25 protein-coding genes are annotated in these 26,191 nt (G+C 59.3%); 12 read left to right on the top strand and 13 right to left on the bottom strand.

Translation table 11 applies throughout. The features are described from left to right. Positions 1–97: 97 nt before the first annotated feature. Positions 98–1,117 (bottom strand): isopenicillin N synthase family dioxygenase, encoded by a 1,020-nt coding sequence (locus ACX80D_RS04710; protein ID WP_459321476.1) that lies wholly within the window; start codon positions 1,115–1,117, stop codon positions 98–100. Between the two features lie 228 nt (positions 1,118–1,345). Here ACX80D_RS04710 and ACX80D_RS04705 point away from each other — a divergent pair, with 228 nt between their 5' ends. From ACX80D_RS04705 to hrpB, 3 genes are read left to right on the top strand one after another with little or no spacing between them, the layout of a single operon-like run. Then, positions 1,346–2,020, top strand: a complete 675-nt coding sequence (locus tag ACX80D_RS04705) for an MBL fold metallo-hydrolase (RefSeq protein WP_459321475.1) — start codon at positions 1,346–1,348, stop codon at positions 2,018–2,020. Positions 2,021–2,056: 36 nt separating this feature from the next. Further along, positions 2,057–2,380, top strand: coding sequence for a putative quinol monooxygenase (locus ACX80D_RS04700; protein WP_459321474.1), 324 nt, complete (start codon positions 2,057–2,059; stop codon positions 2,378–2,380). 6 nt (positions 2,381–2,386) lie between these two features. Continuing rightward, positions 2,387–5,131 carry an ATP-dependent helicase HrpB gene (hrpB, locus tag ACX80D_RS04695; protein WP_459321473.1) on the top strand — a complete coding sequence of 915 codons (2,745 nt, stop codon included), beginning with the start codon at positions 2,387–2,389 and terminating at the stop codon, positions 5,129–5,131. A 71-nt stretch (positions 5,132–5,202) separates the two neighbouring features. On the opposite strand, the gene ACX80D_RS04690 is transcribed toward hrpB, so the two are convergent. The 3 genes from ACX80D_RS04690 to ACX80D_RS04680 all read right to left on the bottom strand — a co-directional run bounded on the left by ACX80D_RS04690 (position 5,203) and on the right by ACX80D_RS04680 (position 7,464). After that, positions 5,203–6,048 carry an SDR family oxidoreductase gene (locus ACX80D_RS04690; RefSeq protein WP_459321472.1) on the bottom strand — a complete coding sequence of 282 codons (846 nt, stop codon included), beginning with the start codon at positions 6,046–6,048 and terminating at the stop codon, positions 5,203–5,205. After that, a complete protein-coding gene (locus ACX80D_RS04685; protein ID WP_459321471.1) occupies positions 6,048–6,611 on the bottom strand; it encodes a Dps family protein in 564 nt (187 codons plus the stop codon). The genes ACX80D_RS04690 and ACX80D_RS04685 overlap by 1 nt, the downstream gene beginning before the upstream one ends. Positions 6,612–6,843: 232 nt before the next feature. Next, complete coding sequence (locus ACX80D_RS04680) at positions 6,844–7,464, bottom strand: L-threonylcarbamoyladenylate synthase (RefSeq protein WP_459321470.1); 621 nt, start codon at positions 7,462–7,464, stop codon at positions 6,844–6,846. Between the two features lie 665 nt (positions 7,465–8,129). Between ACX80D_RS04680 and ACX80D_RS04675 the strand changes: the two genes are divergently transcribed. Continuing rightward, positions 8,130–10,532 (top strand): transglycosylase domain-containing protein, encoded by a 2,403-nt coding sequence (locus tag ACX80D_RS04675; protein WP_459321469.1) that lies wholly within the window; start codon positions 8,130–8,132, stop codon positions 10,530–10,532. A 120-nt stretch (positions 10,533–10,652) separates the two neighbouring features. Beyond that, on the top strand, positions 10,653–11,081 hold the full coding sequence (locus ACX80D_RS04670; RefSeq protein WP_459321468.1) for a universal stress protein: 429 nt from the start codon (positions 10,653–10,655) through the stop codon (positions 11,079–11,081). A 20-nt stretch (positions 11,082–11,101) separates the two neighbouring features. Here the strand turns inward: ACX80D_RS04670 and ACX80D_RS04665 are convergent, their stop codons facing one another. Further along, positions 11,102–11,716, bottom strand: a complete 615-nt coding sequence (locus tag ACX80D_RS04665; protein WP_459321467.1) for a hypothetical protein — start codon at positions 11,714–11,716, stop codon at positions 11,102–11,104. Positions 11,717–11,875: 159 nt separating this feature from the next. Next, positions 11,876–12,064 carry a hypothetical protein gene (locus ACX80D_RS04660; RefSeq protein WP_459321466.1) on the bottom strand — a complete coding sequence of 63 codons (189 nt, stop codon included), beginning with the start codon at positions 12,062–12,064 and terminating at the stop codon, positions 11,876–11,878. A gap of 299 nt (positions 12,065–12,363) precedes the next feature. On the opposite strand from ACX80D_RS04660, the gene ACX80D_RS04655 reads away from it, so the two are divergent. The 3 genes from ACX80D_RS04655 to ACX80D_RS04645 all read left to right on the top strand — a co-directional run bounded on the left by ACX80D_RS04655 (position 12,364) and on the right by ACX80D_RS04645 (position 15,317). After that, positions 12,364–12,909 carry an AMIN-like domain-containing (lipo)protein gene (locus tag ACX80D_RS04655; RefSeq protein ID WP_459321465.1) on the top strand — a complete coding sequence of 182 codons (546 nt, stop codon included), beginning with the start codon at positions 12,364–12,366 and terminating at the stop codon, positions 12,907–12,909. Between the two features lie 197 nt (positions 12,910–13,106). Further along, positions 13,107–14,141 (top strand): DUF222 domain-containing protein, encoded by a 1,035-nt coding sequence (locus ACX80D_RS04650; RefSeq protein ID WP_459321464.1) that lies wholly within the window; start codon positions 13,107–13,109, stop codon positions 14,139–14,141. Between the two features lie 363 nt (positions 14,142–14,504). Then, positions 14,505–15,317 (top strand): HNH endonuclease signature motif containing protein, encoded by an 813-nt coding sequence (locus ACX80D_RS04645; RefSeq protein WP_459321463.1) that lies wholly within the window; start codon positions 14,505–14,507, stop codon positions 15,315–15,317. A 50-nt stretch (positions 15,318–15,367) separates the two neighbouring features. Here ACX80D_RS04645 and ACX80D_RS04640 read toward each other — a convergent pair whose 3' ends face one another. Both ACX80D_RS04640 and ACX80D_RS04635 read right to left on the bottom strand, forming a co-directional pair. Beyond that, complete coding sequence (locus ACX80D_RS04640; protein WP_459321462.1) at positions 15,368–15,790, bottom strand: pyridoxamine 5'-phosphate oxidase family protein; 423 nt, start codon at positions 15,788–15,790, stop codon at positions 15,368–15,370. A 7-nt stretch (positions 15,791–15,797) separates the two neighbouring features. Beyond that, complete coding sequence (locus ACX80D_RS04635) at positions 15,798–16,973, bottom strand: LacI family DNA-binding transcriptional regulator (RefSeq protein WP_459321461.1); 1,176 nt, start codon at positions 16,971–16,973, stop codon at positions 15,798–15,800. Positions 16,974–17,192: 219 nt separating this feature from the next. Between ACX80D_RS04635 and ACX80D_RS04630 the strand changes: the two genes are divergently transcribed. From ACX80D_RS04630 to ACX80D_RS04620, 3 genes are read left to right on the top strand one after another with little or no spacing between them, the layout of a single operon-like run. Further along, positions 17,193–18,326, top strand: coding sequence for a Gfo/Idh/MocA family protein (locus ACX80D_RS04630; protein WP_459321540.1), 1,134 nt, complete (start codon positions 17,193–17,195; stop codon positions 18,324–18,326). Positions 18,327–18,328: 2 nt separating this feature from the next. Further along, a complete protein-coding gene (locus ACX80D_RS04625) occupies positions 18,329–19,570 on the top strand; it encodes a dihydrodipicolinate synthase family protein (protein WP_459321460.1) in 1,242 nt (413 codons plus the stop codon). Beyond that, complete coding sequence (locus tag ACX80D_RS04620; RefSeq protein WP_459321459.1) at positions 19,567–20,463, top strand: sugar phosphate isomerase/epimerase family protein; 897 nt, start codon at positions 19,567–19,569, stop codon at positions 20,461–20,463. Before ACX80D_RS04625 ends, ACX80D_RS04620 begins: the two co-directional genes overlap by 4 nt. A 201-nt stretch (positions 20,464–20,664) precedes the next feature. On the opposite strand, the gene ACX80D_RS04615 is transcribed toward ACX80D_RS04620, so the two are convergent. Both ACX80D_RS04615 and ACX80D_RS04610 read right to left on the bottom strand, forming a co-directional pair. Further along, entirely contained in the window at positions 20,665–21,387 is a 723-nt protein-coding gene (locus ACX80D_RS04615) for an AAA family ATPase (protein WP_459321458.1), read from the bottom strand. 67 nt (positions 21,388–21,454) lie between these two features. Then, positions 21,455–22,048 carry a hypothetical protein gene (locus ACX80D_RS04610; RefSeq protein ID WP_459321457.1) on the bottom strand — a complete coding sequence of 198 codons (594 nt, stop codon included), beginning with the start codon at positions 22,046–22,048 and terminating at the stop codon, positions 21,455–21,457. 190 nt (positions 22,049–22,238) lie between these two features. On the opposite strand from ACX80D_RS04610, the gene ACX80D_RS04605 reads away from it, so the two are divergent. Beyond that, a complete protein-coding gene (locus ACX80D_RS04605) occupies positions 22,239–22,478 on the top strand; it encodes a hypothetical protein (protein ID WP_459321456.1) in 240 nt (79 codons plus the stop codon). Positions 22,479–22,922: 444 nt separating this feature from the next. Here ACX80D_RS04605 and ACX80D_RS04600 read toward each other — a convergent pair whose 3' ends face one another. The 3 genes from ACX80D_RS04600 to ACX80D_RS04590 all read right to left on the bottom strand — a co-directional run bounded on the left by ACX80D_RS04600 (position 22,923) and on the right by ACX80D_RS04590 (position 26,154). Beyond that, positions 22,923–24,617 (bottom strand): DUF1990 family protein, encoded by a 1,695-nt coding sequence (locus tag ACX80D_RS04600; RefSeq protein ID WP_459321455.1) that lies wholly within the window; start codon positions 24,615–24,617, stop codon positions 22,923–22,925. A 65-nt stretch (positions 24,618–24,682) separates the two neighbouring features. Further along, the gene (locus ACX80D_RS04595) at positions 24,683–25,168 is read right to left on the bottom strand and encodes a hypothetical protein (RefSeq protein WP_459321454.1); all 486 of its coding nucleotides are present in this window, start codon (positions 25,166–25,168) and stop codon (positions 24,683–24,685) included. Between the two features lie 44 nt (positions 25,169–25,212). After that, entirely contained in the window at positions 25,213–26,154 is a 942-nt protein-coding gene (locus ACX80D_RS04590; protein WP_459321453.1) for a class I SAM-dependent methyltransferase, read from the bottom strand. Positions 26,155–26,191 lie beyond the last annotated feature (37 nt).

Here is a 26,191-nt window from a genome sequence, read left to right as displayed (position 1 = left end):
ATTCACCAACGGCGACGCCGCGAACTGCATCTACAGTTCGCGGCGTCGCCGTTTATTGTGGGTCATCTTGGCCCCACTACCCGCCACGTGCCAGCGTTTATGCGAGTTCGGGGTAGTGGATGGCTGCCGTTTCCGGGTGGGCCCGCACCCAGCCTTTGAGGACGTTGGAACCGTAGGAGGACAGCATGGGGTTATCCGGATCATCGCTGACGCCGCGGGCTTCGGCCGCTAGAGCTGCAGGCAGCGGGACCGTTTCAATCACCGAGTCGAGGCGCGGGGACCAGAAGAACGGGACCGAGTAGCGGTCCACGCCGGGCGGGGGAGCGGTCACCCGGTGGATCGTGGCCATAAGGTAGCCATTGGTGGCCACCTCAAGCATTTCTCCGAGGTTCACCACAAGGGCGCCAGGAATCGGCTCAACCGGGAGCCACTCTTCCTGGCCATGCGGTTGAACTTCTAGGCCTCCCACAGTGTCCTGCAACAGCAAAGTGATGAAGCCGTAGTCGGCGTGCGCGCCAACACCCTGAGTGCCAGCTTCGGGAACCTGTCCGCCAACGTAGTGCACCAACTTACCCATCCACGCAGGAGCGAAGGTAAACGGTTCAGCTAAGTAATCCTCCGGCAGGCCCAATGCAACGCTGATGCCCTCGAGTAGATCTACACCGATCCGAGCCATCAATGCAGTCCACTGCAAGGCGGTGCGCTCCAGCTCTGGGTACTGCGCGGGCCACTGGTTGCGTCCCTGCAACCGCAGGAACAGCTGGTCCTCCGGGACGTCAATCAGAGGTTCGCGGTCGGGCCCGAAATCGATCTGCTCGCGGGAATCGGCACGGCCTCGGGTAATTTCCTTACCCAGACGGGTGTACCCGCGGAACTGGGCTGAGGAGCGGTTGTCCAGCTCGAGGCGCTGCTCCAACGGCAAGCGGAAGAACCCGGCCACTGTCTCCAATAATTCCTCAACTTGGCCCTCCGCGGCGCCGTAATTGATGATCTGGAAGAACCCGACATTGTGCGCCGCGTCGCGCAGCGCGTCGATGAACTCCATATTGAAAAAGCCGTCCGAATTACGGGCGGTGGAGAGGTCTAGAACTGGGACTGATGTGCGTGTTGTGCTCATTCACCCAGCCTGAACGCTCCGAACTCAAAAGAGAAGTAATATTTCTAATTGTTGCGTCACAAACTTGTTTCGTTGCGAAACTGCACTTCCCTAAAGTTCGACGTCGGTACCTTTGGTGACGCTTATGCCGAACCTTTTGCTCTTCTTGGGCTCTATTGGTCCCGTTAGTTCGGCCAGTGAGCCTTGTTAGGCTATTTTGATTCCCCGCCCGGGGGATAGGCTCCTCATATGACTGTTGAATCTTCACTGCTATATGACTTTCCCGCCCACACAGTACGCAGGGCGGTAGTCTCGGCCATGGCCAACAATGTGTACTTAATTACCGCCAAGTCCACCGGTGCTCAGATCCTCATTGACGCAGCCGATGATCTCCCGGCAATTAGTAAACTGCTGCACGATTCAGCGAGCGATGCGGACGTCCCCACTGTCGTGGCCATGATCGCCACCACACATCAGCATTGGGATCACGTCCGGGCGCTTGCCGAACTGGTGTCCCAAACCGGAGCACCAACGGCGGCCGGAGCGGATGACATCTTTGGTATTGCAGAGGAAGCCGGCGTGGCCATTGACCACGCTTTGGTTCATGGCGGAGTTCTCTCGGTGGCTGGAATCAAGCTCGCAACAGTTCATCTACGCGGCCATACCCCTGGTTCCATCGCCTATGTCCTGCAGTCAGAACCTGAAGCTGCGCCTATCATCTTCAGCGGCGATTCTTTGTTCCCCGGCGGCGTGGGCAACACCGGCGACGAGCCAGCCCGTTTCACCTCACTGCTCAACGATGTCGAAGAACGCCTCTTCAATGTCTATCCAGATGAGGCATTAGTGCTCCCTGGACACGGTGACGGAACCACTTTGGGCACCGAACGCCCCTCGCTACCGCAGTGGCGCGAACGCGGCTGGTAGCACCTGCATGTCCCCGCATCGGGATAGGCTAGAAGCATGTACTTCATTGTTGTTAAATACCAAGTAAAGCCCGAAGCCACCGCAACGTTTATGGATCTAGTGACCCCCTTCACCGAAGCGACCCGCGCCGAGCCAGGCAATCTCTGGTTCGACTGGTCACGCAGTGTGGTTGATCCCAACGAGTTCGTTCTGGTTGAGGCGTTCCTTGACGACGAGGCTGCCGGCAACCATGTCAACAGCGAACACTTCAAGGCCGGCATGGAAACCATGCGCCCCGCCGTGGTCTCCACCCCCAAGATCATCTCCCGCAAGGTGGATGGCAGCGATTGGGATGATATGGGCGAACTGCAGATCGGCTGATTTCCTATGTCATCTCCCGCTCCGGGCGCAATCCCGGGCGGACCGTTCAATATTGCCACGATCGGGAAGGGCCTGGTCTTTGCCCAGTCCCTGCCCGATCTGGCTGCGATCCTCAAGGGCACGGGCCCTGACCCTGAAAGTGGCACCCACGATGGCGCCTCGGCAGTAGTCCAGGCGCCTCCCGGTACTGGCAAGACAACGTTGGTGCCGCCTCTGGCAGCTAATGCACTCGGCGCCACCTCCGCCCACCGGATTCTGGTCACCCAGCCCCGCCGTGTCGCCGTCCGCTCAGCGGCCCGGCGCTTAGCATCTTTGGATGGCACTGCGCTGGGCGACAAGGTGGGCTACTCCGTGCGCGGCGAGAGTCATAGCAGCGCCGAGACGATCATTGAATTCCTCACCCCGGGCATCTTATTGCGGCGGCTCTTACACGATCCCGGGCTGGATGGCGTCGCGGCAGTAATTCTGGACGAGGTCCACGAGCGCGGCCTCGACACCGACCTGTTGCTGGGCCTGCTCGGCGAAGTCCGGCAGTTGCGCAGCGATCTTAGCCTCATTGCCATGTCTGCCACTCTTGACGCTGCCCGCTTCGCTCAGCTCTTAGCGACGGACGACGCCGGGTCCCCGGCTCCCGTGGTTGACTGCCCCTCAGCGCTGTTCCCCCTTGAGCTCCAGTGGGCTCCCTCAGCGCAGCCGCGCATGGACCAGCGCGGAATCACGCGCAGCTTTTTGGATCACGTAGCCGATACCGCTGCCGTGGCCCACGCCTCGGCACTGGCGCTAGATCCATCCGTTGACGCGTTGGTGTTTGCTCCCGGCGCGTGGGAGGTTTCCTATATAGCTTCCCGGCTGCGTTCAGCGGTTTTGCAGCCGGACGTACCTAACTCTGCTGCGTCACCTTCCGTGGTCAGTCGCTCAGATGGACCCCGAATCGAAGTCCTAGAACTGCACGGGCAGGTCTCTGCCCGTGAACAGGACCGCGCTGTTTCTGCGCGTGAGCCCGGAGGACTGCCCCGCATCATTGTCTCCACCTCTTTGGCGGAATCCTCATTGACCGTTCCCGGCGTTCGCCTGGTGGTGGACTCTGGACTTTCACGCGAACCCCGCCGCGATGCTGCCCGAGGTATGACGGGATTGGTGACCGTCTCCACCTCACGTGCCTCGGCTGAGCAACGTGCCGGACGTGCTGCTCGCTTGGGCCCCGGAACCGTGGTGCGTTGTTATGAGCAGAAGGTGTTTGCCGCTGCTCCGGCACATCCCATGCCGGAAATTGCTGTGGCCGATCTCAGTGCCGCGGCTCTGCTTTTGGCTTGTTGGGGTGCACCCGGGGGAGTTGGCCTCCGTTTGCCCGATGCGCCACCGGCTTCTGCTCTTGCTGCTGCTGTGGAAATCCTCGGCGAGCTGGGGGCTGTTGATGCCACCGGCCATGCCACTGCTCTGGGCAGGACGTTGGCCGATATCCCGGCGGATCCGCGCCTAGCCCGCGCATTGCTCGACGGCGCACACGCCGTAGGTGCAAAGGCCGCCGCTGAAATTGTCGCACTCGTCTCCGGAGATGGCAGAGCTCCCGGCGCCGATCTCACTGCGCTACTTTCTGCCATGCGCTCCGGTCGCGATGCGGGATCGCAGCGCTGGAGTCAGGAAGTGCGCAGGCTTGAGACGCTGGTTCGCAAGGACGCCCGCAAGGTTAGTACCGATGCAACAGCCAGCCTCCTAACTGGACCACCAGCTGGTTCGCACTCCGGGAAGGTGAGTGCCGCTGAGGGGGTGGGGTTCGTCGTCGGACTTGCCTTCCCTGACCGGGTGGCAAGGCTGGTGGAGAATGCTGCTGGGCAGCAGTATCTGCTGTCGTCGGGCACTCGTGCGGGCTTACCGGCCGGCAGTTCTTTGACCGGTCACAAGTGGCTGGCGGTGGCGGAAGTGTCCCGCGCGCAGGGCCGTGATGCCGCCGGAACTGGCGCCATCATTCGCTCAGCGGCGCCCTTGGATCAGGAACACGCGGAACGGGTCGCGGCACATATGCTCCAAGACTCTGTGGTGGCGACCTTTGGCAATGGCAAGGTTTCTGCGCGCCGCGAACGTAGGCTGGGCGCCATTGTTTTACTGTCGACTCCCGCCAAGGCCACACCTTCGCAAGGTCGCGAAGCCGTCGCTTCCGCTCTGTCAAAGGAGAGGCTGGGACTGCTCACCTGGAGCGGTGCTGCGGACGCGCTGCGCCGCCGTTTGGCCATTGTGCACCGTGAGTTGGGGGAGCCTTGGCCCGATGTCAGCGACGACGCACTTTTGCGGCGCTTGCCAGACTGGTTAGGGCCTGAATTGGAATCCGTGGCAGCCGGCAAGTCACTTTCCTCGCTCTCGCTGACCGATCCCTTACGCCGTTTGCTGCCCTGGCCCGAGGCATCCAAATTGGCAGAGCTGGCGCCGGAAACATTGGCGGTACCCAGCGGATCGAACATCCGGATTGATTATCCAGAGGTCTCTAGCGATGGGCCTCCCGTGGCCGCTGTTAAATTGCAGGAATGCTTTGGGCTGGCTGAGACCCCGAGATTGGTCAGCGGCAGGGTACGAGTGTTGTTCCATTTACTCTCGCCCGCCCGTAGGCCCCTCGCAGTGACTGATGATTTAAGTTCCTTCTGGAGCGGACCCTATTCACAGGTTCGGGCCGAGATGCGCGGACGCTATCCGCGGCATCCCTGGCCCGAGGATCCATGGAGCGCACCGGCAACAGCAAAGGTCAAGAAACGGATGTAGCCAGCTAGGCGGGCAACTGCCCCGCCTAGCCGGCTAGTATCACTCCTGACAGCTGGCTACTGCTACCTCGCCTAGCTGGTGCCTACTAGCGTGGCTTCGCGCCACTCATTGGTGGCCACGTGCGAGCTGGCTTGAGCACCCACTTCTGCCATACCGCCATCAACTTCCCAGCTGGCGCCCGTAACATAACTTGATCCGGGCGAAGCCAAAAAGACAATCACATTAGCCACTTCCGCTGCTGTTCCGCCGTATCCGAGCGGAATCCCTGGCCGGAGGATCTGATGCGGGTGTCTGGTCTCGGTGACGGGCAGATGCGTTGCAATCTCACCCGGCGCAACAGCGTTAACGGTGATGCCGTGGCCAGCAAGTTCCACGGCGAGTGTTTTCGTGAGACCGTCCAAGCCAAATTTTGAAGCGCAATACGCGCCGTAACCAAAACGCGGCTGATGGGCATGAATGCTGGTCACCACCACGATCCGACCCCCAACACCTCCGGCAATCAACAACTTAGCTGCTGCCTGGAGGCAAAGAAAGGCGCCGTTGAGATTGGTGTCCAGAATTCGTTGCCATTCATGCAGCTCTGTGTCCACCACTGATTTGTTCAGCCCAATACCCACGTTGTTCACGAACACCCCCAACGATCCCAGCGCTTCCGCCAGCGTTGTGATCGCCGGAGCGCAACTGGCGGCATCAGTGGTATCCAAGCACACAGATACTGCTCGCTGGCCCAAGTCTTCAATCAGCTGGATGGTGTCAGCTGCGCCAGCTTCGTCGTCATGCCACGTGAATCCGACATCGAATCCGGCATTAGCCAAGGCAATAGCTGTGGCCTTGCCAATTCCCCTATCGCCACCGGTCACAATGGCCGTTTGCGGATAATCGCGCAGAGCCCCCAAAACCGGGGCCAGATCCGGCACTATTTCGGTGCTTTCGCAGCAGCTGACCGTTCGGTTTTGCTACCCGCAGTGGCGAGGTCACCGGCGTCGTCCTCTAGATGCGCGCGCATAAACCACTGGAACAACTCCAACTGGGCACACTGGCTGATGACCATGTCCTCCGTGATCGGATCCAGCTCACCCACGGCCGCCAGTGTCTGGCGGTGACTTTTCAGGAACCCTGAATACACCACATCAAGGGCCGCCAGATGGGCGCTGGTGTGCGCCCTCCCAATGGAATAATCGTCCCAGGAACGCGCGCTCACCAGTGCTCCGGGCAAGCCGTTGGGGGAGACGCCAAGGGTGGCAATCCGCTCTGCGGTCTCATCAACCATGGCTCGAACCAGCTCAATTTGAGGATCAAGCATCTCGTGAACGCTGATGAAGTCCCTGCCAACAACATTCCAATGCGCATGTTTGAGCGTGAGCTGGAGATCGTTCAGTGCGTGCAGCCGCCCCTGAAGCAGCGCTGCAATCTTATGTCCGTCTTGCAACGACAGTCCGGGAACTGTGTAACCTGCATGTGCCGTTCTTTTGGTGACCATTGAAACTCCCTCGAATCCTGTGAGTGTGCTTGCGCTTATTCCGATCAGGTTCTTGCGTGTTCTTACTGGCTTTTCAGCGAGCCGGGACTACTTAATGCCCTTTATTGCCCGGCCACATCCACGCTAGTCACAACTGGCGTCAAGTTCCAGTGGCACGCGCTTCAAGGGCCGGAATTCAGGTTAAAGTTCCGGTGAGTTCGGCCGACGTTCGGAGAAAAATTGGGCTCCGGTGTTATTCGAACCGGCTGGGATCGCCCATTCCCCGGCGAACTATTTCTGCATAGCCGCTGGAGAAGTCCACCACAGTGGTGGGTTCGGCGCCAACGTCGCCGGAATCGATGACGGCATCCACCACATGATCAAGAGTTTCCTTGATTTCCCACCCCTGCGTCAGTGGCTCCTCTTCATCGGGGAGCAACAAGGTGCTGGAGAGCATCGGCTCACCGAGTTCTTCAAGGATGTCGTGGATCAGGCGACTATCCGGGATGCGGACACCCACGGTCCGCTTTTTCGGGTGCGCCAGCCGCTTGGGAACTTCTGGGGTGGCCGGGAGGATGAAGGTGTAGGGCCCAGGTGTGACGGCCTTGATACTGCGGAAAATGTCATTGTCGACCATGACGAATTGGCCCAATTGGGCAAAGTCCTTGCAGACCAGTGTGAAATGGTGATGCTTATCCAGCTGACGAATGCTCCGGATGCGATCCAGAGCCTCACGATTTCCCAGTTGCGCACCCAGCGCATAACAGGAATCCGTGGGGTACGCGATCAAACCGCCAGACCGGATGATTTCAACGATCTGGCTGACGGAACGCGCCTGCGGATCGTGCGGGTGAATGTCGAAGAATTTAGCCATGACCCGAGCATACGACTCCAGAGGCTCCAGCGCCGCCATTGACCGCATTTCATGGCAATTTTTACTGTGGATTCAACCGTCAGCCACAGGCCATTAACAGCTATCCGGGAGGGCACGTGCCCCGAAATTCGCTTGCCCCACCCGCGCCACGGTGGGGCCCTCTTCAATGGCCAATTCATGCCAGCGCAGTCCTGGAACAACCGCGAGTTCCAGACACTGGTGCAGGGTCTCTTGAACCCTAATTTCACCCAAATCAGTACACCCTGGCGCAATGACGTGGCGCGTCCTTGCAGAGTCCACTGTCTTCCCGGCAGTTGTCTTACTGGCAGGCAAAAGCTGGACATACTCTAGGGTGCGTCCGGCGCGCTGGGCGGCGCCCAACATTCGGTCCTTGACCAAGGCTGGGAGGTGGCCGAACTATTCCACCGGGCAAGGCGGGCCCAGGAACGTTCATGCCAGCCATTTCCCAGCTGCACTTTCGCTTAGGGCAGGTTGGCTCCTTTCAGGAAACTCCCATCTTGAAGGCGCACCCTTAAATGGCCCGTGCCTCGCAGTGCTATAGGAGAATTACTAGCTACTGACGACGGCCAGCCACACGTGCACAGCTACTGAGGGGAATATGCATGGTCCAGGACGCAACACCGAAACCAGACCCGGCAAAGAATATGGCTACGAATTCAAATGGGAAAGCAGCGAAGTCAGGTCGCAGATGGCGCGCAGCCTTTGAAGCCGGCAAGGGGTTCCTCACCGGCACTGGCACTGGCACGACCTTGGCCCAGCTGGGACGGTTCTTTGCTATCTGTGCTATCGCCGGGGTCCTCGTGGCCGCCCTTTTTGTGCCGGCTGCAGCCATAGCCACGACCGCCGCGCATAGTGCCGATGATTTCATTACCAATGCCCCACAGGTACTGGATATGGGCGCCCCGCCGCAAGCCACAACGATCCTGGCGGCCAACGGCGCCACGATCGCCACCCTTTATGCCCAAGACCGTCAGATAGTTGGGTTGGACGCCATGTCACCCTTCATCAAAGAGGGCATTGTTTCCATCGAAGACTCCCGCTTCTATGAGCATGGGGGAGTGGATCCCACGGGTATCTTGCGGGCTCTCGTCGCCACAGCCCAGGGCGGCAGACAAGGCGCTTCCACCATCACCCAGCAGTACGTGAACAACATGCTCATTGAGCAGCTCGTCTCCGATGGCAAAACGGATCAGGCCAAGTTCGGGCTGGATAAGACCATGGCCGATAAGGTCAATGAGATTCGGCTAGCCATCAGCTTGGAAAATGAAATGTCCAAGGACGATATCTTGGCTGGATATTTGAATATCATCTATTTCGGCAACGGTGCCTACGGTATTGAAGCTGCGGCCAAGCTGTACTTCGGCACCACCGCCGCCAAGCTAACGCTGCCGCAGGCAGCGTCCTTGGCTGGAGTTGTCAATAACCCCGGCTACTACGATCCCATTTCCCAGCCCGATCATTTGGTGGACCGCCGCAATGACGTGCTGGCCAGGATGCTGGCACAAGGCAAGATCAGCGCTGCCGATCATGACGCCGCTGTCAAGACCCCACTCACGTTGCAGGTGACGGAGTCCAACCAGGGCTGCGCCGCAGCCGCTATGGCTCCCTACTTTTGCGACTATGTGCAACAGCTCATCCTCAATGACAAAGCCTTTGGCGCCACTGTGGAAGAACGCACTAAAGTCCTCTACCAGGCTGGGTTGACGATCAAAACGACTCTAGATCCGACGCTCCAGAATGAGGCACAGCAGCAGGTCACGGCCACCATGAGCCCCACGGATCCCTTGCAGCGCGGAGCCGCCATTGTGAGCGTGCAGCCGGGAACTGGCAACGTCCTGGCCATGGCTCAAAACACTATTTATGACCCAGCAACGCAACCGGGCAATTACATGGGAAACTTTGCTCTGCCCGTCAACGACGCCAATGGTTTACCACTGAACGGTGCTGGTGGTTTCCAGCCCGGTTCAACGTTCAAGCCCTTTGTCTTCGCAGAGTGGCTCAACAGCGGACACTCCATGATGACGAGCATCGATGGCACTGTCCGGGAGTACCCGGTCGACTACCCCTGGATCAACAGCTGCGGCAAGACCACTGGTTTCTACGATCCGGCCATTCCGGGCAGTGATCTGCTGCCTAATGACGGCCCCAATGACTACCGTTCGATGACCGCTTATCAGGGTCTTTTCACCTCCATCAACACCGTCACCTTCCAAACCGCAACAGCCTTGGATTTCTGCAATATCCAGAAAATGGCGACGGCGGCTGGTGTCAAAGACGGCGGCACCAACCAGCCTTATGATCTATCTTCCATCGCCAAGTTGATCGGCACGAACAATGTGGCTCCCATTGATATGGCAACCGCATTTGCCACTTTCGCTAATGACGGTATCCGCTGCAGTCCTATTGCGTTGACCTCTATCACTGACACTGCCGGAACCAAGTACCCGGTTCCCGGTGCCGACTGCAAACGCGCCATGAGTTCAGAGGTGGCAGCTGGCGTCACGTACGCCCTGCAGACTATGTTGGTACGCGGTTCCGGTTGGAATATCCCGCTGAACGACAAGTCATCGGCCTTTGCCAAGACTGGCACCACTGACGGAAATATTGACACGTGGACAGTGGGTGCCACCAGCGGCATTTCGACGGCGTCATGGTTCGGCAGCTACCAAGGCAACGGCGATCAGTGGGTAAACCAGGACATCGTCATCAACGGTCAGTATTACGCTGGCGTTGATGGGGCTAATTTGGCCGGATCACAGTGGGCTGCCGTGATGAACGTTGCGCAGGAGCAAACCACTTACACGGCGAAGCAGCTTGTTCAGCCTCCCGACAGTATGTTGGCCCCCACGGCTCCTTATATTGCGGGTTTCAATGATCCCAAGCCTGGTGATTTCCCAGCGCCGCTGTCAGGAAACGTCCCGTTTCCGGTAACGCCGGCTGTGCCCTACCAGTCTCCGGCGCCAGAAGTCCCTTCCCCAGAATCTCCGGCTCCTGCAATACCAGCCCCCGCACCCGCTGAGCCTGCTGCCCCAACTCCATCACCTTAGTTAGTTCCTTGGCTGGCAGCGAAGTGCTGGCCCTTCATAAGGCCGCGTCAACTACCTCGTTGGACTAATCTGCGGGAGAATAATGTATCGGGAAAAGCCCGCAAGTCTAAGGAGATAGACGTGACGCAAGCTATGCCAGAGGTTCGTATTGTTGTCGGTGTTGACGGCTCAGCATCCTCGGTGAATGCACTCAAAGAAGGCGCGCGTTTGGCGGAGGAGCTAGGTGGCGTGGTCGAGGCCATTGCTGTTTGGGAAATGCCCACCAAACATGCCAGCTACGCAGCCTTGGGTATTGGCGAATTCGAGGAAGGAGCTCGCAAAGTTCTGAGCGACGCACTTTTTCAGGCTTTTGGAGATGAAGTCCCTCCTTCCGTTTCCGCCAAGCTTGTACACGGGTCGGCGGCGAACGGACTGACATCGGCGGCCCAAGGTGCGCGGATGCTCGTGGTGGGTCGACGCGGCCACAGTGGCTTGATGGGACTCTTGCTGGGATCTGTCAGTTCAGCTGTAGTGAAACACTCCCCAGTTCCCGTGCTCGTGGTTCAGTAACAGCACCATCAGCCCCGTGGTCACCAGCCACCCTGGTAGCGACGAGCCGCCGCTTCTGCCGTCTGAAGTGCCAGTTCAAGTTCAGCGACGGCATGCTGGTAGGTGGCTACGCCGTCGTCCGTCATGAGGGAATACCCGGAGTCATCGTTTGAGGTGCTCCGGGCATTCTTGGCACTGGAAACTGGCTGCAGCCGGTTGGCGGCCGTCACGGCCCGGATCAGTGCCGATGTTTCAGGAACTCTGACATCGCTCATCGTGGGGAAGTCGATGGCGGCACCCGGGTCCAGCTCGTAGCGGCTCCATTGCGTCATCAAAGCGAGGTGGCGGCGCGATACCTGATCAAGCGCCGCAGCCAGCTCGGTTTGGTGCCTGTTGGCTGCCACAAGGTCGGCATGCCTGCGGCACCCGAGGTGAGCGGCGATGGCGGTAACAGCTGCCAGCACGAGCAGTGCGCACGAGAGTGCGCGGTTAGTCATGGCCGGGATCAGAATCATTGGGGCCAAAACGCACAGGCCCGTGAACGCGTACCAGAACGCCGCATCGGGATCGTCTTGTCGCTGCCGGCGCGATCCTGCAAGCGCCACTGTGACCGCCGTGGTGAGAGCGACGAGGACTGCAAGAACGAGGAACAGCATTCCCATCGACCTCCCGGTACCGTAGCCACCTGCATCTGCCCTTACTCCATTTCAGGCCCATTACCGGCGCAGGTCAAGGGCCAAGTTGTCTCTGCCGATATACGGCCGCGTAGCCCAGGATCTGGGTTAGGCGACGTCGCGTTGCTGGCCCCTACGTAGTCACCCAAATTGGGCCCGCTCCCGAGATGCGCCGTCCACCAGAATGTCATGGACACTCAGGCGTTTGGCGAGCATTCCGGACAGCACCAGGTACGCCAAGAATCCACCCAGACCCACGATCACCACGAGCGAGCCGCTCCAGGCCGTTGCACTGTCAGTGTCCAGGTCCAGGACGATGTTCAACATCACCCGCGGTTTCGTAAGCGAGTAGTGCCTGGACACCAACGCCTGCCATGAGATCCCGGTGGCACGGGCTGCCTGCGCTTTCGTGCCATCGAGGTGCCATCGGGGTGATTGTCATCGGCCTACTGCCGTGCGTCACGAAGCAGCATCTAAGGAGACCTGGATAACGATTCCCCGCGCCCCTGCTGGCGGACATAACAGTTCAGTGGATCTTCTGGTCTAACAGCTTCCATTGCGCTCGCTACGGCCTAACGTGAAAGTACCCAAACCTGGGTAAGTTCTCACTGTTAAAGAGGGTGTTTCCCATGAAGTTCATCAAGGCATGGCTGGCAATTGTGGGGTTACTGGCGGCATTCATTCTCGTCGCGCCGGCACCGGCGCAAGCAGCGCCCTATTGTGGGATCACGTGGGGTTCGCTGACGAAGACTGCCGGGGTTGGTTCCAGCGCCACGGTAGCTAATGTCCGAGCCGGGCAGCACGCGTGCTTTGACCGTATGGTGATCGACATCAATGGCCATGCCAATGGCTATTTTGTCCAATACGTTTCCGTGGTTGCGCGTCCGGGTAGTGGACAGTCCGTTCCGGTTCGTGGTGCTGCCGATCTCCAGGTCACAGTGTGGGCCCCCGCCTATACAGACTCTGGCGCATCCAGCTACACGCCAGCCAACCGTAATGAGCTCATTAACACTGCCGGATACACCACCTTCCGTCAGCTGGCCATGGCAGGCAGCTTTGAGGGCAGCACCACCATGGCGTTGGGAGTCCGCGCACGGCTCCCGTTCAGGGTGTTTGCCCTAGACGGACCGGGGAACACCTCGCGAATCGTGATTGATGTGGCGCATCGTTGGTAGGTCACTGTTAATCCACTTCTAAGCGACTATCGCCGCACATCTCTATCCCGGCTGCCGTTGGCGTACTTCTTTCAAGTACGACGGCGGCAGCCGGCTTTTCGCTGTCACGTCGCCAGCATGCGGATTGACTAGAATTTAGTTTCGTGAGATTTTCTCTTTCTATTGCACCTACCATACATGTGATCTAAAATTGTGGTATGGGCAATTCATTTGGGTTCCCGATGGATCGGGAGAATCTATCCACCACAGCTCGTGTGGCGGAATTGATTGATGGGCTTACTCTTCCCACCATTGAACCCCTTGCCTCTGACATTGCATCTCTCGTGGGATTGCCAGCGCTGCCCCTTCCGGAGAGTTCCGGCCCACAACGCCCCTCGCAGCTGGCGGGCATACGGACGCTGATGGACGACTGTGGCGAGGCAGTCGCATCCCTACGCCGGCATCAAAACAAGTGCGCCGCCCACGTTGCCATCATGGTTGAGCGCATGGATTCAGCCTCTGTCATAGAAGGCGGGCTGTTATCTCTTGGTGCGTGGCAGAAAAACGGCGCTTTGGCGCAGATTACCTCCGAACTGGCCCTGATTCTGCACGTTGGTGAGGGCTACGCTTGGAGGCTAATCGATCATTCAGTGACGCTGGTTCGGTTCCTACCGGCCACCATGGAGGTTCTCTCGGCAGGGGAATTGTGCTGGGATCATGCAGTGGTCATCGCCGAGGAAACAGCGCTGCTGCGTTCGGCACGAATCTCCCAAGCTACTATTGACGCCTTTGAACAGACGCTGCTTGAGCATGCTGCCACTAGGACGCTTCCAAGCTTTCGCTCCACTGCCCGCAGATTACGTGAACGCAGCTACCCGGAAACAATTACGGCGCGTACACGACATGCCTACGCTGACAGAAATATGCGCGTCTCACGAGGCCAGGACGGCATGTCCTGGCTCAGCCTCTATGCTCCAGCGCCCACCATCGAAGCCATTTGGGATCAATGCAACTTCACAGCTCAGGCTGCCCGCGGACCCCATGAAGAGCGGACCCAAACGCAATTGCGCGCAGACATTGCAGCGGCACTACTCCTGCGCCAAAGCATGGAACAGAACGGAATTCACAGCCCAGCCCCTGCCGGGACGGCCCCTCCAACACCCGCCCAGAATGATTCCTCCCTCAGAGATCAGGGAGGTAGCGTCCCCTATCAAAGTGCGCAGGGTGAAAGTGGGCAGGTTACAAACGGGTAGGATCCTTGGTACCTCAAATCAGCGCCGGATCCCCGCGGCGAAGGACTCTTCCCAGACCCGAACCGCTGTGCAGCTAAGTTCAGTCCCTGGCAGATCCCACATTTTGATGATGCCAACTACAACCACCCAGACTCTAAGGAACCAGATCCTCGGAACTTTCCTGAGTGGAACTCCACAGCCCAAATACCTCCATTAACCCCCGTCCGTACTGGCTCCAGTGCAGATTCTGGCGCGAGTACTGGCACCGAGGAGAGCTATCAGGGGACTAATGCGTCCGCAGCATCTTCCAACGACAAAGGTTCATGGCCACCGTTACCGCAGGTCACTCCCATCGTGCTGATTCCTGCCCTTTCACTTCTTGGTATGACCAATGAGCCGGCATGGATAGAGGGATCGGGGCCCATCAGTATGGAAGTTGCCAAACGCCTTACCTCTCAAGCCACCAGTATGCTCCGACTGCTAGTCGATCCCATCAGCAATGAACCCTTGGACATTGCACCGGACCGCTACCGAATCAGCTCAGCCATGCGGACGATGCTGCGCATCAGGGATGAATACTGTCAGTTCCCGGGGTGCTTGGTTAAAGCCATTAGCTGCGATGTGGACCATATCAAGAGCTTCGAAACTGGGGGCAGGTCGATCTACAACAACCTTGAGAGCTTGTGTGGCCGTCACCATCTACTCAAACACTTCAAGGATGACAAGGACCGGCACGGAAGGCGACGCTGCATTGATGAACCCGAACGCCAAGGTGTGCGTCTCCGTGGCTGGACTCCGCACATGGAGGCCAATGGCAGGGTTTCCTGGACCTCACCGTCCGGCCGGTCTTATCCTCCTGAAGTCCAAGAGACCCAGGCGCCGGCCTACCCGAAGTGGTTGAAGCAGCTCATCGAGCGGTCCATGGCTGGCAAGGAACCCAAAGAGCTCGAGAACAGCATGGACGTAGACCAACGGCAAGAAAGAGAGCTGGCTCGGGCCTTTTCGCTAGCTGTGGCCGAAGCGGTCGCTAGCAACCTCGCCCAAGCAGTCGACAACGAAGAGACATGGGACCCAGACAATCTTCCTGAACCTCCCGCACCGACGCCTTACGATCAGGAAGACGACGAGATCTGGACTCTGAGGGCCATTGAAACAGCACGCATGAATCCGCATTTAGGACTCCCAGACGCGGCCTAGCTGGCACGCCATTCGGACTCACCCAGAATCAGGCTCACCGGATATCAGGCTCAGTACCGTTCGGGTTCCGTGCCCAACTGAAAACGGAAACCGCGAACGCTGCTCGGGATGATTTCCACAAATGTGTACTTCAATGTCTGCAGCCACGGGGCAAGGGGAAGCTCACTAACGGCATCAATTTCCGTTTGCGATTCCAAGACTCGCGCGGTGCCCTTAAGTACCACGCTCCAGGCTTCGCTCTCGGCGAGTCCGTCAATCTCAAACGCCACCGAGTCGTTGACGGTTAGCTCGGCCAACTTGGTACCTGGGTTGGTGCGCATGAGGAGTTTTCCGTCATGGGCCAGGTAGTTAATGGGGAAAATATCTGGCTGGTTACCCACACTCAAGGCCAACCTGCCGAATCGAGTGTGCTCAAGGAAGCGCCACGCTTCGTCATTGCTCATGACCTGTCCAGGGATCTCTTCTGTGCTCATGGTGTGATTATGCCCCATCTAAAACAACGGCGGGCTTTCCGGCACTTTCACGCAACATTACGGTTCCGGTAACTGTCGCTTGAGGCTGAGTATCAGGGTCCAAAGCCAGCTGTGCTGCGAGGCGCCCCATTTCTTCAAGCGGCAACCGGTAAGTGCTCAATCCGGGGGAGTGATCCCGGAGGGTTGGAATGTCATCGAAGCCGGCTACCTGAACGTCTTCGGGAATCCGCAGTCCCCGGGAGCGGAGCGCTGTCATGGCGCCAAGTGCCATGACGTCATTTGCCGCAAGGATGCACAGGGGGGACTCATCCGCATTCTGGCCGGTGGTGATTTTCAATGTATCGAGGCACTCAAGGGTGGCATCGAAACCGCCGCGGCTAGTAAAGGGCCCAGCTACAACGGCCAACGGTTCGAGGGAGCTTTCAGCTAGAGCGGCCATGAATCCTGCAACACGTGACCGGGCGGTATTGCGTTCGTGAGGACCGGAGAGAATGGCAAAGCGGGTGAGGCCACAGGCCAGCAAAGCAGCCACAAGGTCGTGAGCGCCGTCAAAGTTCCCAATGGTCAGGACCCTCGCCTCAGGGATGGATGTTGCACCCAAGGTGACCACCCTGCCACCGTTCTCGATGTAACGCTCCAAACTCTTGGCCAAGAGCGGATCTTCCTCCAGGAAACGGGACGTGGCCAAAATGATGGCATCTGTGCGGTAGGAGATAAACGCCTTGACAGCTGCCAGCTCTGCGCTTCGAGGCGTGCCATCTTCGCCGCCAAGATCAGTGCCTGCCAATAGAACTTGTCGACGTGACTTGAGTGCCATCTCCTGAACACCATGAGCGATGGCCGAGAAGTATGGATCGGCAATGTCATGAACTACCAACCCCACCAAGCCGGTGGTGGAACGAGCTAGTGCTTGGGCTTGGGCATTAGCTACATAGCCCAGTTCTTCTGCAGAGGCCCTCACTCTTTCACTAATATCCGGGGCAGGGCTGCGCGCCGAACCGTTCAATACGCGTGAGGCAGTGGCTAGCGACACGCCAGCATGGCGGGCCACTTCGGTGAGGTTGACGGGCACAGCGGATCCCTCTTCGTGAATATGTTGACGGGGCGAAAGAAACTTGACCAGATATGACTCGCTGGTGTGGCGCAACTGGCGTGGCGAAAGTTGGGTGGTCTTGTGAACCACTCAACCCAATGATAGATTAGCCGCAGACCGGAAAGCGCTTTCCTCTAGAGTTACCGCGCGGCCCCACCAGTACAGACCAACAACACCCCTCAGGAGCACCCCATGACCCTCACCGCATCAACTGAGCAGACAACCGAGCAGGCAACTGCCGAGGCGACAGCTATAGACAACGCCACCAGCGCGGAGTCTGGCAGCAAGCAGCGTGTCATCCGTATTGCCATGAATGGCATCACCGGACGCATGGGCTACCGCCAGCACCTGCTGCGCTCCATCCTGCCCCTGCGCGAGAGCGGCCTGACGCTCGAAGACGGTACCAAGGTGGCGATCGAACCCATCCTGATTGGCCGCAACGAGGCCAAGGTTCGCGAGCTGGCAGAACTTCATGACGTTGAGCATTGGTCCACCGATTTGGATGCCGTCATCGCTGACCCCACGGTCGACGTCGTCTTTGATGCGTCCATGACCAGCCTGCGTGCTGCCACTTTGAAGAAGGCCATGGCCAACGGCAAGCACATCTTCACCGAGAAGCCCACGGCTGAAACACTCGAAGAGGCCATCGAACTGGCCCAGATCGGCAAGGACGCCGGAATCACCGCTGGGGTTGTGCACGACAAGCTGTACCTACCCGGCTTGGTCAAACTGCGCCGTTTGGTTGAGGAAGGTTTCTTCGGCCGCATCCTCTCCATCCGTGGCGAGTTCGGCTACTGGGTCTTTGAAGGCGATCACCAGAGCGCCCAGCGCCCCTCCTGGAACTACCGCAAGGAAGATGGCGGTGGCATGACTACCGATATGTTCTGCCACTGGAACTACGTACTGGAAGGCATTATCGGCAAGGTCAAGTCCGTTAACGCCAAGACCGCTACGCACATCCCGGCGCGCTGGGATGAGGCTGGCAAAGAGTACAAGGCAACGGCCGACGACGCCGCTTACGGCATCTTCGAATTGGAAACCCCCGCCGGAGATCAGGTCATTGGCCAGATCAACTCCTCATGGGCCGTCCGCGTATACCGCGATGAGCTGGTGGAATTCCAGATCGATGGCACCCATGGTTCAGCCGTTGCCGGCTTGAACAAGTGCGTGGCACAGCAGCGCGCACACACACCCAAGCCTGTCTGGAACCCGGATCTGCCCGTCACCGAATCCTTCCGCGCACAGTGGCAGGAAGTCCCGGCCAACGCTGACTTGGATAACGGCTTCAAACTCCAGTGGGAAGAATTCCTGCGCGATGTCATCGCCGGCCGCGAGCACCGCTTTGGTCTGCTGTCCGCAGCTCGTGGCGTGCAGTTGGCTGAGCTGGGCTTGCAGTCCTCCGCCGAGCGCCGCACCTTGGACATCCCGGAAATCGAGCTCTAACCATGACTCTTTCAATCACCCTTCCGTTACCTGGTGGGGAGCTAGAAACACTCACGCTGAATGCAACGGGACCGTGGCGCAAGCCCACCGACCTCATCACCTCGCGTAAGGTTTACGCTGCCGCGCATGTCACCCCCAAGGTGCTGGGTAACAACGTTCCCGGTGCCCCTGCTGACATTGATTGGGACGCCACCCTGGCCTTCCGCCGCGAGTTGTGGAGCTGGGGCGTGGGCATCGCCGACGCCATGGACACCGCGCAGCGCGGCATGGGCCTGGACTGGGACGCCACCCAGGAACTGATCAACCGCTCAGCTGCCGAGGCCACAAAAATTGCGACGCCGGAACGCACCGTGCGCGATCTGCTCGCCTGTGGTGCCGGCACAGACCAACTGGATCCGGCCGACGTCGAGCCTGGGGAAGCTGGGCTAGCTGCAGTTTTGGCTGCCTACCGTGAACAGATCGCCGTGGTGGAATCCTCAGGCGCCAAGGTCATCATCATGGCATCGCGCGCGCTGGCCAAGGTTGCCAGTGGGCCCGAAGATTACTTGGCGCTGTATGGCACGTTGCTGAACGAGGTTAAGGAACCGGTGGTTCTGCACTGGCTTGGCACCATGTTTGATCCATCACTGGCCGGGTATTGGGGCAGTGAGAACATTACTGCCGCCACTGCCACGTTCGGCCAGCTCATTGAAAAGCATGCAGACAAAGTGGACGGCGTGAAGGTTTCACTGCTCGACGCCGGACATGAAGTTGCGCTCCGGGCCTCGCTGCCGGAGGGTGTGCGCCTGTACACAGGGGACGATTTCAACTACCCCGAGCTCATTGACGGCGACGGCGAACATTACTCGGATGCGCTCCTTGGCATCTTTGCAGCGATCGCCCCGGCGGCCTCAACAGCCTTGCAGGAGTACGACGCCGGCCGTCCCGCCGAAGCGCGTGCCATCCTGGATTCCACACGGGATCTGGGTCTGCACATCTTCGAAGCGCCCACGTACTTCTACAAGACTGGCATCGCGTTTCTGGCCTGGCTCAATGGTTACCAAGCAGGTTTCCAGATGATTGGCGGCCTGCATTCCGGCCGCGATGTCAACCATTTGGTCAAGCTCTTCCGGCTGGCCAACACGGCCGGCCTGTTGCTCAACCCGGAGCTTGCTGCCACACGTATGGCCGGATTCCTGAACGCGTGTGGCGTCAACTCCGCTGTCACGCAGGCAGCAGATGTTCGCGAAGGTGCCAGCGCATGAGCAGCTTTGAGAAGTTGTCCATCAATACGGCCACCATCAAAAAAGCTTCCCTAGCCGAAGCCTTGGACCTGAGCGTTGCTGCGGGTTTGAAACACATTGGTCTGTGGCGGGACAAGGTCGCTGAGGTTGGCCTCGAGAAGGCCGTTGAGATGGTTAAGGCCTCCGGTTTGCAGGTCTCCAGCCTGTGCCGTGGCGGCTTCTTGACCGCTGCTGATCCGGCCGGCCAAGCTGCTGCCCTGGAAGATAATAAAGCCGCGATCCTAGAAGCCAAGGCTCTTGGCACGACCGAAATCATCATGGTGGTGGGCGGACTTCCCGATTTCAGCGTCTCACCCGGTGCCGTCGATGGGGGAGGCGAGTCAACCTCCGTCGCTGGTGGCAAGGACATTACGCTGGCCCGCCAGCGAGTCGCTGACCGGCTGGCCGAGTTGGTTCCTTTTGCGCTGGAACACGGAGTGCGGTTGGTGCTGGAACCGCTGCACCCTATGTACGCCGCGGACCGCGCGGTGCTTTCGACGCTTGGCCAGGCGCTGGATTTGGCTGCCCCGCACCCGATTGAGGCCGTCGGCGTGGTGGTGGACACCTTCCATGTGTGGTGGGATCCGTCCCTGCAGGAGCAAATCGCCCGCGCGGGTGCCGAGGGACGGATTGCTTCCTACCAGGTGTGCGATTTCAATCTGCCCATCGCCGCCGATGCACTGTTGTCCCGAGGATTCATGGGCGACGGCGTCATTGACTTCGCCTCCATCGGAGCGTGGGTTGCCGAGGCAGGATACAACGGCGTGGTTGAGGTAGAAATCTTCAACGAGGACATCTGGAACCTGCCCTTTGCTGAGGTTATTGACACGGTGAAGTCACGTTATGCCGAACTTGTGGAGCCTTACCTGGGCTGACGCAAGAGCATCGGCTCCGGCGGAGCCTTACCGGAGCCGATGCCGTTAACTTCTACGTGAGCCCGTTCCCCAATTCCCGGATCGTGGAGTCCTCCCGGTCCGGTAATGCGGGCCCGGGGGAACTTGGAACGGTGATGACCATGAGGAAGCTTGTGATCGCTGAACTTCAGGCTGCCTACGATGGCTAGCTTCACTTGAGGGCTAAATGTATTTCAAGAACCGTTGCGGTGCGTCCATAAAAGATCGCCAGCTACGCACCAGTTCAAGATCTTCCCACTCGTTGGGGCGCAACCCCCACGGACCGACCTCGTAGATATCAGCTCCCGGCAACGATGCCAGCATGGGGGAGTGCGTGGAGAGGATCACTTGAGAGTCGCCGCCGTCGACCAATTGCGTCAGGACACTGAGTAGCGATAGGCAACCGGAGAAGGACAGTGCTGATTCGGGCTCATCGAGGATCCAGAGGCCGCCGCCGCGAAAACGGTTCACAATCAATTCCAGGAACGATTCACCGTGGGACATGGCGTGATAATTGCTGTCCGGAATACCCATGGAAGGGTTGTCTTCAAGATAACTGAAGAATCCATGCATGGTTTCAGCACGGAGAAAATAGCCATATTTGCTGGATCCGGGGTTACGGGTGAGCTTCAACCCGGAGTGGAGATCGGACTCGGTGGATCGGCTATGGTGCATGGCTCCAGTAGAACCGCCCTCGGAATTCACGCCATAGGCCATGGCAATTCCCTCGACCAACGTTGATTTTCCGGAGCCATTCTCACCCACGAAGACGGTGACACGGCCTAGATCTAGACCGTCGCGCAGAATCTGTTGGACAGGTGCCAGAGTTGCTGGCCACACCTCTGGATTGGGCGGGTTGAAAGGGTCCACTCCAACGTGTGACACGGGTGTCTTGCCAAACATCATCTCTGGGCGTCCTTAAATCGTTTGTACCGCAAGTCCAGTGCTACCGCTGTAGCTGCTCAGGAGCCGCTCAGTAGTAAGCAGGCTGCGGGTCAGCCGGATTGGCGATGACCAGATCCAGCCGCGTTTCTGCCAATAGTTCCTTGATGGCTTCAGCGCTGGCGCCGATGCCTGCCCAGTGCGGGTCTACATCGTGGGCCACGCACCAAGCGTGGTCGGCAGGCCATACGAAAGCTGGTGCTGGCATCCACTGCTGACGTGGAGCTTGATCTTCCCGATTGGCCTCCCAAGCTCCCTCGCCTGTGCAAGTGTCTGCGGAGGTTGCACTGTAGAGAAAGTAGTCCCGATGGGGGACCTCAAAGCGTGCTGCTGGCATCTCAAAGCCGTAGCCGTCCCAGTGCGCGATGAAAAGTTGATCTGGCGTCTGTGTATGGTGACGCAGGATATCCAGCACCCTGCTCAACTTTTCAGTTTCGCTAAGACTTTGATCCCCAGTGCCAGCATCGCCTTCCTGCTGACCGGGGTGGGTGGGATCGGGAATGAACCGTAACCGTGCGTGGTGATCGAATCCTTCAGGGCCAAAAGCTACCAATTGGTCCCATGGTAGCTTCGAGGAAGTGATCCATTGCGCGGCGGAGGTGTCGTTGCAGGGTTTGATAGCCATGACAAAACCATAGCTTGTGGGGGCATCGTCACCGGCAGGATGACCGTGAGCAGTGGCTGTTCATAATTCGCAGCCGATTTTTAGCTCCCGAGTCACAGTGCAAGGTGCGAACGAGCGGTGAGAGCGACGAACCCGGAACCTAGCCAAACCGAGCTACAAGTGGATCGCCCTGCCAGATATTTTCCGCGGTGTGGGCATCAACCCGCTGGCAGCAGGGAACACGAGTCTGCTGCTCTGGCTGATCATGGGTTACATGGTGGTCACAGCCGTGCTGGTAGTCATCACCTGGCAGGAAGGTGTTCTGGCAGTCCTCTGGTTGATTGTTATGCGCATCTTGCAAAGTATTGGTCGGGCAATGCTGATGGCCAACTCCAACCCCATCATCACGGATGCGTTCGGAGTAGCCAGCGTGGCTTGGCGTTGGGGCTGAACCAGGTAGCTGGCATTGCCGGGTCCTTTTCCGCAGCAGGGCCTTCACCGCTGGCAACGCAGCCAGCCTGCCCTCCGCCATTGGCCGGGTAGGCGCATGTTCATTTTGATCAGCTGGCTCCAGGGGAACTGGCTGCCGCGCCACGGCTACAGCTTCGCAGCCACCCCGCACTCTGCCAGCCAACCCTACTGCGGGGCTCCCCGGGCATGGGGTAGCGGCGGTCGACGCCGGACGGGTCGCCGGATTGCCACCCGTCTGAGTCCTCTTTGCCTCATCTGCCGCAGCTTCTTCCCTGATTTGAGGGCCCTTGCCGACGGGCTGGCCGTTGCCTCGCCACTGCGAGTTGGCAAATAAGGGTACGGCGAACGCGCGCCCGGAATAATCAGAGAAATAGTCGGTTCGAATATATCTTCTAACTTGTATTTGACTGACTCGTCGGTGGATTCAGCGCAGCGCTCGCAGATAACGGCGCCGGACTAACCTTTGAACCACCATCAGAAGAGGAAAGAGCGTCCTCCATGGCTGTTGGGGCGCAGCACGGGTGAGTGAGCGAATGGTCAGGAAAAACTGATCACCAGCACCTGAGCCGTCACGGTGCACGATGAACGCTTCCTCACCACTCACCGGATGGCCGGGGAGTGTTCGGTACGAGAAGCCCACTCGTTCCGGGGCTTTCACCACGGCCACCACTTCCACTGGTTCAATGACCTTAATGCCCCATAGGCCAGCGGTCACCTGAACGTACTGACCTTCAGTGACGGGATCAGCGGTATTGACGGTGAACCCACTCTGGGTTTTGACGGCCCAATGCAACACATCTTCTGACGCACGCTCCCAGACATCGGCACCTGTTCCTAGCAACCCGGTTACGGAGGAAACCCTGTAGCCGGCACTACGACTTACCCCCGCAAGAGCCCACTGGGCGATGCCGGGATGAGTCTTGCCTCGCCGTAGGGATGCAAGGGCATCCGTGGACATCACCCATTCGTGGCCTTCTGTTCTCTGCAACCATCGTTGCGGTTTCGAATCCGGCGCGCCCGTTGCCAGCGGGCTTGAGGGATGAGTTGTCAGGTCATTGAGCCAAAAAGTGGCATCAGGATCCCAGCCTGCCAAGACAGTGGAAAACTCTGCATCGACGGGAATGGCACGGCCAGCGGTGCTCAAGTAGGCACCCATGGTGAGGTGAACGGCGTCGTACTTTTCTTTCAGTAGGGCCCAGTCCGGGATCAGCCACTTGCCATGACGCCCGGTGGTCCGGTACCAATCGTGGCGCTTGGAGGCCGTGACCTCCAGAGAATGCTCGCGGCACAGCTGGGCCCAGGCCTCAGGAGATTCGATCTCAAACACCCGCACGCCCGGAGCGATCTCGAGCTTTGCTGCGATGGCCTCCTGCTGACCGAACCCGTCTTCTACCAGCCACAACCCAACGGGACCGTGCCCCTGCATTGTGCGGGTGCTATGGGTCAGGGCTGCCGGCGGCATGGACCACCACTGCCCACCCCAATTCGCGGCGGGGTCGGCGGGACGCTCTTTGCTGGCACGGGTTTCCTCCGCGATAGTGTCCGGGCGCCACTGTGCAAGTGTGTCCGCGGCGTTCGTCAACTCAAGGGGCGGGCGGGGCTCATCGTCAAAGAAGGTGACCTCCCACTGAGCCGTTGGATCCAGGGGAGCCATCCACCAGTTCGTGAGCGGAGATGCCAGTAAGTGTTCGGCGAAGCGATGCAGCGCGCGGCGCATGGTAGCGCTCGCAGCCAGTGCGTCGTCACCGTCGGGCTCCTGCCAGTAACGGGCCGAGTTCACCGTGGCGGCGAGTGCGGAGAGCAGTAATTCCTGGGTGAGCACGGGTAGGGGAACAGCGTCCAGGAGTTTAGCGGCATCGTCAGCCGTGGGCCGTGGCGGCGGTACGTTTGCACCGGGGCCAAAGAGGACGCTGGATCTCCCACTTTCCGGAGCCATGGAGTGAGCGGCATAGAAGGCTGTCGAAGTATAAGCACTCGCTGCGGATGCTTCGGCGGCCTCGGTGGCTTCTGCGACTTCTGGGACTTCGGCGGCAAGGCCGGCAATTTCCAGGCACAGCCGCCGTCCACGAGGGCCGGCTAGTAAAATGTCAGGGTTCATGGAGGGGGAGGAACGCGTCATGAGCCCAGCCTACTGGGCACCGGCTTTTAGATGGCGAACACCGCTAGGGCTCCCGCAAGGGACTGTTAGTGGAGTTGCACCCGGCAACTTTTGCCGGTGGGTTCGTCGTTAACTGTGAACTCGATAGTCAAGTGATTGACTCCAGAGGGTGGTTCCGGCATAAAGACCCAAGAAGCGTCCCACTCACTAACGGACCCCGCCACCCGGCCAGCCACTAGGCGGTAATCAGTGTCGTGGTTGTCGGTGATGACAGGCTTCACGGCGCTAAGTACAACATCTCCCGGCATGACGGGCGGGCGGCCGACATTTTCTTGCCCTTGAGCCTTAATTTCCTCGTGCCACGCTTCTAGCGCCTGCATATAGGCGGCACCCAATACGATCGTCTCTCGACTTGTGACGCTAGCTAGATTCACTCGGATGCCACGCTCACCGGGGACCTGGTCTAGGTAGAAAGGGACGTCCGGAGTAATGGCGACCCCGGCCAGGCGCACATCGACGCCTTCGTTGCTCGCAATGATCAAGTCTCCCGGCGCCCAAATGATTGTCATCATGATGTGAGACTAGCAAGCCGATCCGAGCTAGGGGAGGCCCTGCGCTAAGATGCTTGTTTCTTCGCCGCCCACGCCGTCCTGTGCCCACGAACCACCAAGTCACCGCGGCGCTCTAAGGACCCAGGCCCATCGCCCAACAAAACATCAAGAGCGGCTAAGTCAGCAGGAGCAGCCGAGTCAGCGAGCGCCCCACGCATTTTGCTGAGGAAGATGCGCCCGTAACGGGCCGCTAGCTCTTGGGTGACGCTGCCCGTAGTAGGGAAGTGGCGGCGTTCAACCACAAAACCGGCACGCTCAAGCCCTACTGTCCACTCGGGATACTGATTCCAGCCGCTACTTGCCAAGGCCGCGTGCAGCCGTGACTCCAAGCCGGACTCTGTCTCTTCGCCTTCTGCTGCACCCGCCGGGAGGAAGGTGGGGAGGCTATCCATCTCAATAACCATCAGCAGACCACCCAGGCTCAGGTGGGAGAACATTTCCACCATGGTTCGCTCCGGATTGGCCAGTTCATGGAGGGAGGATGAGGCCCATATGAGATCCGCCGTTGCGCTCGCAGGCCACCCCTCATTCAAATCAGCCTGGACACCTGAAATGCGCCCATCAAGTCCGTGCGCGGTGGCCGCTGAGAGGGTCGTCTGAAGCATTTGCTCCGACATATCCACCGCGGTTACATGGGCGGTGGGGAATCTGCGGGCCAGAGCGAGGGAGCCGACGCCGGACCCGGCACCTACGTCAACAATGGCCGCCGGCGCATTGACGGAGAGTTCTGCCGCCCACGCCGTTGCCTCATCGAGGTAGGAGCCCAGGATGTGTGCGTCAAGATCCAGCATCTGCGCTAACTCGGCAGGGTTCGCGTGCGAGTGTTTATGCCCTGAGTGGTCATGGCCCCTATGCCCATGGCCAGTCTGAACATGGCCCTCGGCTCCCTGATGAGAATGACCAGCGTTGGCGTTGGCGGGGGAATGGTGACGTTCGTGGTTAGTCATGCTTCTACGGTAGCTTTTGGATTCGTTAGAGGCATAG

The organism is Arthrobacter sp. Sr24, from assembly GCF_054511175.1.
The sequence above is the reverse complement of the archived record's forward strand: the minus strand, read 5'-3'. Positions and strand labels throughout refer to the sequence as shown.